This is a genomic window from Thermoleptolyngbya oregonensis NK1-22 (assembly GCF_032705245.1).
Lineage (GTDB): Bacteria > Cyanobacteriota > Cyanobacteriia > Elainellales > Elainellaceae > Thermoleptolyngbya > Thermoleptolyngbya sichuanensis.
On record NZ_CP053540.1, the window covers coordinates 3,033,147 to 3,046,260 of the forward strand.

Genomic DNA, 13,114 nt, shown 5'->3' on the forward strand with positions numbered 1-13,114 from the left:
CTGGCTAGGATTCCTAGGGCGTGCTTTAAGACACTTTTGATCCCCCCTTAACAAGGAGGAACTGGGCCAAACCGCTCCGGAGGTCCCCCTTTTCAAGGGGGATTTAGGGGGATCGACTCAGGGCAATCACTGACCTAGAAAGCTTTAAAACAATGCCTAGCCAGACCCATTTCCCTATAGAGTTCCCAATCTCTTTAATAAACAAAACTATACAAACTACATCCGGTCGGAGGATGTGGAAATTTCACAAAATCGCCACGATGAAAGCTCGTTTGATCTTTCTTCTGGTTTGCATTGTGCCTCCTCATCGCCGCTCTGCCGTCCGTCGAACTATCCCAGGCTCTTCCGGTTCTGTTCCTGCGCGTCACCCGCTCCAGCGACTCTTGGCCTATGCCAGGGTCTATCGCCGACAGATTTGGGCCGCCACGTTCTGTTCGCTGATGAACAAGCTTTGCGACTTGGCTCCACCCGCCCTAATTGGCATTGCGGTGGATGTGGTCGTGCAGCAGCAAGCTTCGGTGCTGGCGCAGTTTGGCGTGACCAGCGTGGCCGGGCAGTTGGGGCTGCTGACTGCCATCAGCGCGGTGATTTGGGCCTTTGAGTCGATTTTTGAATATGCCTATGCTCGGCTCTGGCGCAACCTAGCGCAGACTATTCAGCACGACCTGCGGCTGGATGTCTATAGCCACTTGCAATCCCTGGAGATGGAATATTTCGAGAGCAACAGCACGGGGCGGCTGATGTCGATTGTGAATGATGACATCAATCAGCTAGAGCGGTTTCTGGACTATGGCGCAAACGAGGTGCTGCAAGTGGCGGCAACCGTTGTGCTGATTGGCGGGGCATATTTTATTCTGGCTCCGGGGGTGGCGTGGCTGGCGATGCTGCCGATGCCGTTTATTCTGTGGGGGTCAATCGCGTTCCAAAAGCTGCTGGCTCCGCGCTATGCCGAGGTGCGTGAAAAGGCGAGCCTGCTGAATAGCCGCCTGTCGAATAATTTCAGCGGCATTTTGACGATTAAGAGTTTCACGACCGAAGAGGATGAGCTGGATCGCATTCGTCAGGAGAGCGAAGCCTATCGCCACAGCAATGAGCGGGCGATTGCCCTCAGTTCTGCCTTTGTGCCGCTGATTCGGATTTTGATCTTGATTGGGTTTAGCGCGACGCTGTTTTTGGGTGGCCTGGCGGTGGCGGGGGGCACGCTGTCGGTGGGCAGCTATAGCGTGCTGGTCTACCTGATTCAGCGATTGCTGTGGCCGCTGACGCGCCTGGGCGAAACGCTGGACCAATATCAGCGGGCGATGGCTTCGACGAATCGCGTGATGGATCTGCTGGATACGCCTGTGGCCAGTCCCCCTGGCTATCGGGCCCTGCCTACGAACCAGGTGCGCGGCGAGATTGTGCTGCGGGATGTGACCTTTGCCTATCGCGATCGCCCGCCCGTGGTTGAGCGTCTGTCGCTAGAGATTCCGGCTGGCAAAACCATCGCCATCGTGGGTTCCACAGGTTCCGGCAAAAGCACGCTGGTCAAATTACTGCTGCGGCTCTACGAAATTCAGTCCGGTCGCATCACCCTCGATGGCATCGACCTGCGCGAGATCCGGCTTCAAGACTTGCGGCAATCCATCGGGCTGGTGAGCCAGGACGTGTTTCTGTTTCATGGCAGCGTGTGGGACAACATCACCTACGGCACGCCCCACGCCGCGCCCGCCGAGGTGATCGCCGCCGCCAAAATTGCCGAAGCCCATGACTTTATCGAGCAGTTGCCGCAGGGCTACGAGACGATTGTGGGCGAACGCGGCCAGAAGCTTTCGGGTGGACAGCGCCAGCGATTGGCGATCGCCCGCGCCGTGCTAAAGAACCCGCCCATCCTAATCCTGGACGAAGCCACCTCAGCGGTCGATAACGAAACCGAAGCGGCGATCCAGCGATCGCTCGAAAAGATTACCCAAAATCGAACCACTGTGGCGATCGCCCACCGCCTTTCCACCATCCGCAACGCCGACCGCATCTACGTGATGGAATACGGCAAGCTGGTGGAGCAGGGAACCCATGAATCCCTGCTGGCTCAGGGCGGTATCTACGCCAGCCTGTGGCGCGTCCAGGAAGGGCTGAGCAGTCCTCGCCCAGCAGCGTAAGTCTTATTAAATTTGGGCATTGCCTGACTTACTGTGCAGGTTGACTGTGACAGTTTTGCAAAGTCGTTATTTAATAAGAAATAAGCCGCGCATGAGGATGATAAACGGTGCGATCGCCCTTGGATGAGGTAGTACAAAACCTCTCGCAAGATCCCAATCTGCTTCGCATCAAGAAGTTGCTGATTTACGCCAGCCAGCAAACTTGGGAGCGAGATCCAATCAAAATTCAGCACGCAGACCTATATCCGCTGGTGCAAGACCTGCGGGCCCAATATCCCACGCGCCAAATCCTGGAAGCGCACCTGACGGCTCTCGTCAACACGCTCAGCAAAGTGACGGAGTATACCCTGGTAGCCAATGCTGCGCTGAGCTATCTAGAGCCGCTCTATCCGGCAAACGAGTCTTTGGCGATCGCCGCCAGTCCCCAAGACTATCAGCAGGTCGCTGCCCAGTTTCAGCAAGATACCAACAGTTCCCGCATTAAAAAGCTGCTCTTCGCCGCCTGCACCCAGACCTGGGAAAATGACCCCCAGGTGCTGAGCCAGCATTCCCTGGTTGAATTGGTACAGCGGCTCCACCGATTGACCGCCACGCCTCAAACCCTCGATGCCATCCTCTCCAGCATCGTCCGCACGCTCAATCGCCAAGCCGAATACACTCGCGTCGCCCAGACGATTATCCACGCCTTTGCGCCGCTCTATGGCGACATGCTAGAGGTCACCCAAGCCAATCTGGCAGTCCCTCCCTCCTCGCTTGCCGATGAAACGCGCATTCACAACTCGGTTGCGCCGCCCTCTATCCGCTCTACTATTGAAGCATCTCCTGCTAGAGAGCCTACAGAAGCTCCCGCCACAGATTCCTCATTTCCGCAAGCTAGAGCCTGCTCCGCTACATCGGCTTCTTATGAATCGCCGCTTAAACTAGACGACCCGGCCCTATGGGTTGATCTGCGGCTAACGCTAATGAAATTCAGCAACCCACTGCGGGCAAAGCTGCTGCTATACACGGTGCTATACGAACCCCTGCCGCCGGGTCTGCCAGCCTGGACGCACTTGAAAGGCTACGATCTGGACACGCTGCTCAAGCAGGTATGGCAGCAGTATGCCTCGTTCAACGCGCTCAGCGCTGAGTTGGGAAAAGCTGCTGATTTATTGGCCGATCTGGAATCCACGGGCGATCGCCCTACCGAGTCCCGTGCCAACCCTTACCAGCCCGTTGCCAGTGCCCTCCTGCGGGCGTTTCAGCCGTTTTATCCCAGTTCAGATTTCACCCAAACCGATTTACCAGCCGCCTTCCCGGAGAATGGAGCGGGCGATCGCCCCAACTCCTGCGCTCCCCCCGCTTCTACCCAAACTGGCGATGATCCCACTGGCATCGTCAGCCATCCCGAACCAAACTAAAAACGCCCCGTTCCGCAAATTAGCCCATCATGAAGGTCTAACTCCCAAATTTCAATCCCCATTCCCGTTCTCTCCATGACGCCGCAAGAACTGCTCCAGCGCTACGCTCAACGCGAAACCCACTTCAGCGGCGAAAACCTAGCCGGAGCCTATCTAAGCCATGCGGATCTGATTGGCATCGACCTCAGCCGCGCTGATTTGCGCCACGCCAATCTTGCCCTTGCCTATCTCAATCGGGCAAACCTCAGCAAAGCCACGCTCGATCACGCGACCCTCAGTGGCATCAACCTCAGTCAAGCCACCCTCACCGGGGCCAGCCTTAATGATGCTGATTTGCACGGCGCAATCCTGACCGGGGCCGACCTCCGCAGCGCAGCCCTGACCTTGGCAGATCTGCTCGATGCCAACCTCAGCGATGCAGACTTGCGAAATACCGACCTGAGTGGCGCAAATCTAACGGGCGCTTGCCTGCGTGGGGCCAACCTGCGCGAAGAAAACCGTCGCTACACCGCCAACCTCCGCGGCGCAACACTCCGCAAAGCCGACCTGCGCGGCGCAAACCTGACGGGTGCAGACCTGGCACGGGTAGACCTGCGCGAAGCCGACCTCAGCGAAGCCACCCTCCGCAGCGCCACCCTCAGCGGGGCCGACCTCAGCGGCGCGAACCTGCGCGGAGCCTTCCTCACCGAGGCGGATCTGTCCCAGGCCTACCTGCGCTCTGCCAACCTGACCCATGCCAAGCTAGAACGTGCCATCCTCACCGAAGCCGACCTCCAGAATGCGGTCTTGCGAAGCGCCATTCTGCCCGATGCCCAAATGACCCGCGCCGAGCTACAGGACACCATTCTCGCCTTTGCCCAACTCAGCCGTGCTGACCTCAGCCGCGCCAACCTCCAAGGGGCAGACTTGCAGCACGCCCAACTCACCGATGCCTACCTGGCCAGAGCCAGCTTGGTCAATGCTAATCTCAGCAATGCAAACCTGGTGCGGGCAGAACTCAGCAGCACCGATCTGGCTGGTGCAATTCTCAAAGGCGCAACCCTGCCGGATGGATCAGACGGTTCATAATCCAGGCTTTCCCAGACGCGACTCCTAGAGCGTTACACCTTCAGGAATCCTTACAAGACTGCAAGACTGGCAACCCAAAATCCAAAATCCCCAATCCAAAACCCAAAATCCACTCTAGAACCTTCGTCCCAAAAGCCGCTGTCGCACACCGTCCGCAATTTTCTGCCCCAGGTACTCTGGAATCAGGTTCTCATTGGGCCCCAGCAGATACAGGATAAGCCGCGTCCGTCCGCGCCACACCAGCAGGTTTGCGTTGACCACCAGCAGGTCTTCCTGCCAGATCGCGTACATCACCTTATAGAACAGTCCCGGCTGGTTGTCTGCCTCAATCAGCAGCGCAGGCAGGTGAAACACTGGGTCTACATAAAACTCGGTTTCCACCTGTTCCAGGCCAGCATCCAGGTTAAACTCGACCGCCAGCATCTCTTCTACTTCAAAGCGGCCGCCCAGCGCCTCTCGAATGGCCCGACAGACATTCTCTGCCGTCTTTTCGCTCAGTGCCTTGCCGCTCCGCGCCACCACCAGCTTGATAAACACCAGCATCGGCGGATAGATCTGACCGTAGAGACTCAGACCATGAATCGTTAGCCCGTAGGCTGCCAGCACGCCGAAAATGTCACTGAGCAAAAACGACTGGTTGCGGTAGGCAAAGTGCAAGGCGCTCTTATTGCCCTCTGGCTTGATTTCAATAACCGCCTGGCGACTTTTGTAGAGCTGATAGGCCAGGCGCAGGTTTTGAAGCTGAATCTCGCTGCTGACAAATTGCTCATAAAACTGTGGAAACGCCCGGTTAAAGCGTTTCAAGAGTTCCAGCGTCGTTGGTTTTAAGCCCGGAGCCATATCTGGGGAAAGCCCTTGTGTGCCCACATGATGGATTTTGAGTCGATTCCTGAGGTTCGGCAGAACTGCTGACGGGGCATTCAGCCGTCTAAGGGTCAGGATGATCGCAATTTCGCCAGTAGGCGACGCAGTAATGCGCTTCTATCTTAGAAAACCCTAACTGTAGGTCAATCTCTCACAAATTGCACCCCTACATTCGGTGAATTTGCGACCGGGGACATCAAAATGTGGGGTCGATGTGGGGTCGAAACGTGGGATCGAAACGTGGAGTTGAAATTTGGGGTCGAAATTTGGGGTCGAAATTTGGGGTCGAAATTTGGGGTCGAAATGCAGCAGCCTTTTTGGGAACAAGAGAGGAACGCTATACTATGCTAATACTGCTGTCCCAATCTTTGTCTAGGCTACGCACTCGCATGGGCTTCTGGAAAAGCTTATTCACTGCTTCTGATGCTGCCGCTGCGTCCAGACCGGCCCAACCTGAGGGACAGGTGGCACCCGTAATGACGACGACGAGCGGGTCTCGGATTTTTTTTAGCACCGATCGCGAGATTGACCTCTACGAGCTAGAGGAGTTGTGCGATGCGGTGGGCTGGTCGCGGCGACCGCTCCGCAAGGTCAAAAAGGCGATTCAGCACAGCTTTTTGGTGGTGTCGATGTGGGAGCAGCGGGGCGCTCAGCGACGGCTGATTGGCTTTTCTCGCGCTACGTCCGACCATGCCTTTAACGCCACAATCTGGGATGTGGTAGTGCATCCTGATTTTCAGGGCAAGGGGCTGGGTAAGGCGCTGATGAAGCAGGTGATCAAAAAGCTCCGCAGCGAAGACATTAGCAATATCACCCTGTTCGCCGATCCGCATGTGGTGGAGTTTTATCGGCATTTGGGCTTTATGTCTGACCCGGAAGGGATTAAGGGAATGTTCTGGTATCCCGATTAAGTCTTGATAAGTCTTGAGAAGAGATACGGGAAGATTAGCGCTGTTAGCACTGTAGGGATGGCTTTGAATGGCTTTAAGAAGCGATCGCCCTTCTAGCGGCGGGTCGGGTTAAGCTGACGCGCCTGCTCTACCCAGAGCGATACGTCGCCCAGTGGCGGACAGAGATCTTGGCGCTGCATTGTGGCAATTTGCAATCGCATGAGCTGGCGGTGGAGCTTGGGGAGCGGGGTGTCTGCAAGCTGCTGGACGGAAATGATTCCCGTGTGGAGTAGCAGCCCGCAGTAGGTACAGCCAACAGCGGGAATGCGGGCCAGGTCGCATAGGGCGGCCCATTTGTTGACGTATTTGGGATGAAGCTGGAGGTGCGCTGCCAGGTTGTGCCGCTGGGCGGGGGTCTGGGTGCGCTGCCAGAACGCTAGGGTGGTTTTGAAGCCTGCCCGATGGAGCAAGTCCAGGTTTTCGGCGCTGAGGCCGGGGAGTTGGGCGATCGCCCAGTTGCAGGAGCGAATGGGCTGGGGCAGGGTTTCGCGAGATTTGGGCGGCATTTTAAGCGTTCTGGGGCGGTGGGATGGCTTGGGGCTGGGGCAGGCGACGGGCGGCAACACGATGGTTAGGCTGCTCCAGTGAGGCTGCTCCAGTGAGGCTGCTCCAAATCCATCATGGCATGGACGCAAGGCACAGACAGCCAGGGGAATTCCTTCGGCAGTCTGGATTGTTGCAAAATTCCTAAGAATTGTTATGAATTGGCTACAAATGACGGTTTTCCGGAGCATCTGGGGGCACTCTAGGCAGGTTAAACTGTATCTAATAATACTTTTTGTCGCCATAAGGCTTGCTTTTCTCGCGTGTCTCTTGTCTGGCGGCTAACTGGATTAGCTAACTGCTGGACTGGTTCACGGTTGGCGCTTGTACCGTTTGCTCTTGGTTTATTTGCTCTTGGCTTAAACAATCACACCCTATGAAACCGACCCATCGAAGCAGCATTCCTCCCAATGAGATTGGCGGGGCGATCGCCCCTCAGTCTTCCCCATCTCCGTCGTCTGCCGCAGGGATTGCTGCTGAGTCGGAGGAGCTATCGGACAGCCTGTACATTCCGCAGCCTCAGAAGCCTGACTCAGCCCGCCGCGTCCGCAGTCTGAAACGCCAGCAGCAGGCCCGGGCGATCGCCGAAGGTCGCCTGACGCAAATTGGCGAAGAATTGCTGGGGCTGGCGGATGATCTGCGATCGCTCAATCCAGACCTGTCGGACTCGCTCGACGATGCCTGGAGCAACGTGGAACAGGCGCTGGAGATGCTGCTGGACGAGGCGGCGTGGTAGGAGAGGGAAACGCGGCGGCAGGCTGGCATGAGTGGGAGGCTGGAAGGATTAGGAGCGCTCGCTTCCGCGCCCCACATCACGCTCGCCCGCTCTTGCGGCTGCAATACCCAACCAGTGTGGCAAATAGCCCCATGCCAGCGACATACTTGAGCAGGTCGGGCACAGCGGGGTTGGGAGAAAAGAAGCCTTCGATAATGCCCGCAATGACCAGCAGCGGAACCACGCCGTACATCAACTGGGCGGCCTGTGTGCCGTAGCGCTTGAGCGCATCGACGCGGCGCAGCGGCCCCGGAAAGAGGAGGGCACGAGCCAGCAGCAGCCCTGCGCCCCCTGCCAGAAAAATGGCGGGCAGTTCTAGCGCTCCGTGGGGAAAGACAAAGGCCCAAAAGGGGAAGGCAAGATTGTTTTGCCCCACCAGCGCGGCGATCGCCCCGATATTGATCCCGTTTAGCAGCAGAATGTAGACCGTCGCCAATCCTGCCGTGATGCCGCCCGCCACCGCCGCAAAGGAGACCTTCAGATTGTTCACCATGATATTGCTGGCGGCGTAGGGTTCCACGCCGACGATCGACCCCATCCAAAGCTCCTGGCGATCGCGCACCTGGCGAATAATGGAGCTAGGCACCATCAGTTCGATAAAGCTTGGATCGCGCCAGGAATACCACCAGGCGACCACGGCCGCCAGCACAAACAAGGCCGTTGCCAGCGCGATGTACCCCGCGCACTGCTGCACCACCGCCGGAAACCCCGATTGGTAAAACTGGCGCACCGCCTCCCACTCCTGCCGCCGCAGCCCTTGATAGACCTGGGCATAGCCGCGTGTGGTCAGCGATTGTAGCTCTTGGGTCAGGCGCGGGCTGATCTGCTGGGCGCGGGCCAGATCGCCCGACACGGCTCGATAAAGGCTGGCAAGCTGATGAATTTCCGTCGCCGTCAGCGACTTTAGCCCGCGCCGTTCTGCCTGTTGCAGCAGACGGTCAAGGTCGTTCCAGCTAGATTCTCGGCGGGCAGTCCAGCGGCGAATGTCCATGTTGGGGTCAGCGAGGGGAGGGAGCCAGAGCGGGCAAAACGTCCGTTGGAGAACGCATCTTAGATTTCAGGAGATTGCAAAAGGGTGAAACTCTGCCGATGCGTAGACTACGATAGCATCAGTCCTTTGCGCTCTGGTGGGCTGCTTGCCAGCCTCGTTCGATTTTATGACCCTCAGCCCTAGCTCCGGCCCAAACTCTCCTGACCTAACCCAGCCGCTTACCGTCGGCAATGCGGTAAACGTGGGCTTTCGGCTGTATGGAGCCAAGCTCAAGCCCTATTTATGGCTGGCCACCCGATCCACGCTGTGGGTTTTGCTGCCCATTATGTTGGCGATTGCCCTGGGTCTGTTTTACGCCACGACGCAGCGCTACTTCGCCACCCTGGGGCTGGTGATTCCGGCGTGGGTGGTGCTGATGGTGTTTTGCTCAGCCCGATCCTACTCGCTATCGGCGGCGATCGCCCGTCTGGGCTTTGGCGATCTGACCCAACAGCCAGAGAGCATCGAATCGGCCTGTCGCTATACCCGCGCCCGCCAGTGGCAGTTTTTGTGGGTCTATGTGCTGCTGTTTTTGCTGGGAGCCGCAGTATCGCTGCTGTTTTACATCGTGGCAGCCGTAGTGGTCGTCGTTATGCTTGTGTTTGTCGGTGGCACAGACTTTTTGCTAAATCCCCAGTCGGCAGCGCTAGTGAACCCGGGCCTGATTCTCCTGGCGTTTCTGGTCTTTTTGGGAATCGTCGGACTGCTGATTTGGATGCTGACCTGGTTTAGCATCCGATTCTCGGTGCCCGATCTGCCGCTGGCGGTGGAGCCAGGACTGAAGGCAACCCAGTCGCTAGGGCGCAGTTGGGAATTGACCCATAAAAACGTCGGGCGAATTTTCCTGATTTTGCTGGTGACGTGGAGCGCCACAATCCCGCTGCAATTTGTAATTCAGATTGTGCTAGGCATTGCCCAAAAAGCGATCGTCCGCATCTATCCCGAAAATTCTCCCCTCTATGGCCTGCTCACGTTTGGCAGCAGTTTCCTGATTAGCCTGCTGCTGGGCATTTTTACCATGCCGCTCTGGCAGTCGATCAAAGCCACCATTTACTACGATTTGCGCCGTCGCCGCGAGGGGCTGGGGCTGCAACTGAGCAATCCCGAACTCGACGACGGGGACTTTGGCTCTGCCGATATTCAGGACTCCGCCCCCCCTCGATGAGGCTCTATGCGCTTTTTTAACCGGGTCAATCTGCATACGCCCGAAAGCGTGGAGCTAGAGTTTTCGCTGGCGGGCATCGGCAACCGGGCGCTGGCGCTGCTGATTGACTATCACATTGTGGCGCTGTCGCTGCTGGGTTTCTCGATCCTCTGGATTTTTTTGTCAACTCAGTTGATGAGCTATTTGCTCCAGCGGGAGGGCGACTTTAGCGCGGTGCCGCCTTGGCTGCTGGCGGTGTTCATCCTGGGTACGTTTGCCATCTATGCGGGCTATTTCATCGGCTTTGAGGTCTATCGCCAGGGACAAACGCCGGGCAAGCGCTTCGCCAAAATTCGCGTCATCCGCGACGACGGCCGCCCCATTGGACTGACGCAAGCGGCGCTGCGATCGCTCTTGCGCCCCATCGACGACTTTTTCTTCATCGGGGCGCTGTTCATCCTGTTTAGCAAACGAGAAAAGCGCATCGGCGATTGGGTTGCCGGAACCATCGTGGTGCAGGAAACGGGCCGCCGCGCCAAGCCCAGCCTGGCCCTTTCCGACCGCACTCAGCAGCTTGTTGCCCATTTACCCACGCTGGCCAACCTGCGGAACCTACACCCCGACGACCTCGCAGTCATTCGTGAATACCTCGACCGCCGCAAGGATCTGACCCGCAAAGCCCGCCACGACCTCAGCCTGACGCTTGCCCGCCAAGTGCGATCGCGCATTCAGCTAGAAGCCATCCCCGACGGGTTGACCTCGGATGAGTTTTTGGAAGCGGTGTACTTGGCGGTCGTTCAGGCATAGACCCTACGCCTCGATCACCACGCGCAAATTCCCGCGTTTTTTCACGACGCGGCAGCCCGTTGCATTGCCGACGCGCTCAAACTCCAGGTCGAGTAGGGTGCTGCCCACGCGCAGGTTTTGCAGCGACAGGTGGCGGATCGAGTCGGGCAGCACCGGGTCGAGAATTCGCAGGTGGTTGGCGGGGGCATTGGGCACGGGGTTGATCATCAGTTGCATCAAATGAAACACTGTGCCCGTGGCCCAGGCCTGAGGTGAACAGGCGACGGGATATTGTACCGGGGCTGTGCCGGGGGTGCGCTCGTAGCCGCAGAACAGTTCCGGCGGGCGACAGTAGGGCTGTTGCAGCGTCATGTCCAGCAGTCCTTGGGCAATTTCTAGTGCGGCATCGGTAAATCCGAGCGATCGCAGTCCCAGGGCAATCAGTCCGTTGTCGTGGGGCCAGACCGAGCCGATATGATAGCCCATTGGGTTGTAGGCAGGCGACAGGCTGCTTAGGGTGCGGATGCCCCAGCCGCTAAACAGGTCGGGCGCTTGCAGCCGTTCCGCCACGCTGCGGGCTTTTTCTGGGTCAAAGATCCCCAGCCCCAGGCAGTGGCCAGGATTAGACGTAATGCTGTCCACGGGCTTGCCATCCCCATCCAGCGCCAGCGCACAAAAATCCAGGTCGTCTACCCAAAAGTCACGGTTGAACCGGATTTTGAGATCCTGCGCTTCGGCCTGCCAGCGATCCGCCAGGTCAAACCGTTTGTAGAGCCGAGCGATGTCGCTGAGGCGGAGCTTTGCGGCATACACATAGGCCTGCACTTCGCACAGGGCGATCGCCCCCTGCGCCATTTGACCATGCCGATCGACGATGCAGGTGTCGGAGTCTTTCCAGCCCTGGTTGGGTAGACCTTTGCGCGATCGCCGATTGTAGCTGAGATAGCCCGTTTCGCGACAGGACTGGTCGATCCACTCCATTGCGGCCAGGGCATTGGGCCAGAGACGATCCAGAGTGTCGCGGTCGTGCGTCCAGCCATAATAGTCGGCATAGAGCAGCAGCCATAGCGGGGTCGCGTCTACTGTGCCGTAGTAGGGCGTGTGGGGAATCTCCTGGCAGCGGGCTAGTTCCCCAAAGCGCAGCTCGTGGAGAATTTTGCCGGGGGCTTCGTCGCGCCAGCCGTCATCGGCTTTGCCCTGATAATGCGCCAAGACAGTCAGGGTTTCGCGGGCGATCGCCGGGTCGAGGATCAGCGTTTGCATCGCCGCAATGATGGAATCACGCCCAAACAGCGTAGAAAACCAGGGTACGCCCGCCGACAGCGCCTTGCCCTGCTCGAAGGTTTGCCGCAGCAGGTAGATGTCTTGCTCCGCCCGCTCCAAAATCTGGTTGATGTCTTTGTTGTCGGTGCGGATGCGCGTTGTGGCGGCGTGCCATTCGGTTTCCTCCAGTTGCTCGGCGGCTTTTGCCTGCACCAGCGTCGTCGGCGGGCTGACCGTAGACACCAAGCGCCCATTCATCCGCATTTCCAGCCGATAGCCTACTTTCACGGTCTGGTGAGAGGCTAGGTCTACATACCAGAGGGCGGTGTAGCCCTTAAGGAAACTGGGGCGCTGGTGCAAAAACTGGATGTGTGATTCCGTCAACACGCCGTCGCGCCCCTGATAGGCCAGCGTTAGTTCCGTCGGGTCAGGGACAGAGCTATGGGCAAAGCGGGGCTGGCCGTTGCTGTCGGCATCGCCAAACCCGGTCGGCGGCATCACCCGGCGCAGCAGTTGCCCGCGATCGCCCCGCTGAAAGCCGCGAATTTCAAACAAATCCAGAAAATCGGCATCAAAGCTGAGGCTCATTTCAAAGCGCACAGGCTTCGTGCTGTAGTTGGTCAGCGTCAATTCTTCAAACAGACCGCCATTCAGCACGATTTCACGCTCAATGCCGAGGGTGTCGGCGGGCAGGTTGTCGTCGATCAGCGGGTTGGTACAGAGGGCAGAAAAGGCGAATCCCTTGGTGGCATTGCTGCTTAGCAATACGGGCGATCGCCCCTCGATTTGCAGTTCCAGACGGCTGAGAAACCGTGTATCTCGGCAAAATAGCCCCAGGCTGGCGACGGTGCTATCGTCCAGCCGTCCCGAAATGTTGCCCAGCGTATCGATAATCAGAAACAGGTCATCGTCTTTGAGTGTGAGCGTCGGCTGGGGGCGATCGCTCGTCACACAGGCCCACTCCGCCACAGGTGCTTGATTTGCGGGCACAAAGGTACGTCCATCAAGTTCAATCAGGTCGGGCATAGTCTCTGGAGAAATCAGGGTTTAAGGGCGATGGATCAAGGTTAGGAAACCGGTCTGAAAGACAAAACCTTCGGGGTGAGATTTCCCTAAATCCCCCTGAATTCGGAGGAACTAAGGTCATCTCAGG

The 13,114-nt window shown here is 57.9% G+C and carries 11 protein-coding genes; 7 read left to right on the forward strand and 4 right to left on the reverse strand.

Annotated elements, in window-relative coordinates; all coding sequences use genetic code 11:
- Window positions 1–260: 260 nt before the first annotated feature.
- The 3 genes from HNI00_RS12975 (at window position 261) to HNI00_RS12985 (ending at window position 4,606) form a co-directional block, all read left to right on the forward strand.
- Complete coding sequence (locus HNI00_RS12975; RefSeq protein WP_420156210.1) at window positions 261–2,138, forward strand: ABC transporter ATP-binding protein; 1,878 nt, start codon at window positions 261–263, stop codon at window positions 2,136–2,138.
- Window positions 2,139–2,245: 107 nt separating this feature from the next.
- Window positions 2,246–3,538: a hypothetical protein gene (locus HNI00_RS12980; RefSeq protein WP_316786781.1), complete on the forward strand. Its 1,293-nt coding sequence runs from the start codon at window positions 2,246–2,248 to the stop codon at window positions 3,536–3,538.
- A 75-nt stretch (window positions 3,539–3,613) separates the two neighbouring features.
- Entirely contained in the window at window positions 3,614–4,606 is a 993-nt protein-coding gene (locus HNI00_RS12985; protein WP_316786783.1) for a pentapeptide repeat-containing protein, read from the forward strand.
- 114 nt (window positions 4,607–4,720) lie between these two features.
- Here the strand turns inward: HNI00_RS12985 and HNI00_RS12990 are convergent, their stop codons facing one another.
- Window positions 4,721–5,446, reverse strand: a complete 726-nt coding sequence (locus tag HNI00_RS12990) for an ACT domain-containing protein (RefSeq protein WP_068513509.1) — start codon at window positions 5,444–5,446, stop codon at window positions 4,721–4,723.
- 500 nt (window positions 5,447–5,946) lie between these two features.
- Between HNI00_RS12990 and HNI00_RS12995 the strand changes: the two genes are divergently transcribed.
- The gene (locus HNI00_RS12995; protein ID WP_316786785.1) at window positions 5,947–6,381 is read left to right on the forward strand and encodes a GNAT family N-acetyltransferase; all 435 of its coding nucleotides are present in this window, start codon (window positions 5,947–5,949) and stop codon (window positions 6,379–6,381) included.
- 92 nt (window positions 6,382–6,473) lie between these two features.
- Here HNI00_RS12995 and HNI00_RS13000 read toward each other — a convergent pair whose 3' ends face one another.
- The gene (locus HNI00_RS13000; protein WP_316786787.1) at window positions 6,474–7,055 is read right to left on the reverse strand and encodes a DUF4332 domain-containing protein; all 582 of its coding nucleotides are present in this window, start codon (window positions 7,053–7,055) and stop codon (window positions 6,474–6,476) included.
- Window positions 7,056–7,339: 284 nt separating this feature from the next.
- On the opposite strand from HNI00_RS13000, the gene HNI00_RS13005 reads away from it, so the two are divergent.
- Window positions 7,340–7,699, forward strand: coding sequence for a hypothetical protein (locus HNI00_RS13005; RefSeq protein WP_316786788.1), 360 nt, complete (start codon window positions 7,340–7,342; stop codon window positions 7,697–7,699).
- Window positions 7,700–7,775: 76 nt separating this feature from the next.
- Here the strand turns inward: HNI00_RS13005 and HNI00_RS13010 are convergent, their stop codons facing one another.
- Entirely contained in the window at window positions 7,776–8,729 is a 954-nt protein-coding gene (locus HNI00_RS13010; protein ID WP_316786790.1) for a stage II sporulation protein M, read from the reverse strand.
- Between the two features lie 145 nt (window positions 8,730–8,874).
- Here HNI00_RS13010 and HNI00_RS13015 point away from each other — a divergent pair, with 145 nt between their 5' ends.
- Both HNI00_RS13015 and HNI00_RS13020 read left to right on the forward strand, forming a co-directional pair.
- Window positions 8,875–9,933 carry a hypothetical protein gene (locus HNI00_RS13015; RefSeq protein WP_316786792.1) on the forward strand — a complete coding sequence of 353 codons (1,059 nt, stop codon included), beginning with the start codon at window positions 8,875–8,877 and terminating at the stop codon, window positions 9,931–9,933.
- Window positions 9,934–9,939: 6 nt separating this feature from the next.
- Window positions 9,940–10,719, forward strand: coding sequence for an RDD family protein (locus HNI00_RS13020; RefSeq protein ID WP_297076788.1), 780 nt, complete (start codon window positions 9,940–9,942; stop codon window positions 10,717–10,719).
- Between the two features lie 3 nt (window positions 10,720–10,722).
- Here HNI00_RS13020 and HNI00_RS13025 read toward each other — a convergent pair whose 3' ends face one another.
- The gene (locus HNI00_RS13025) at window positions 10,723–12,987 is read right to left on the reverse strand and encodes an amylo-alpha-1,6-glucosidase (protein ID WP_316786796.1); all 2,265 of its coding nucleotides are present in this window, start codon (window positions 12,985–12,987) and stop codon (window positions 10,723–10,725) included.
- Window positions 12,988–13,114 lie beyond the last annotated feature (127 nt).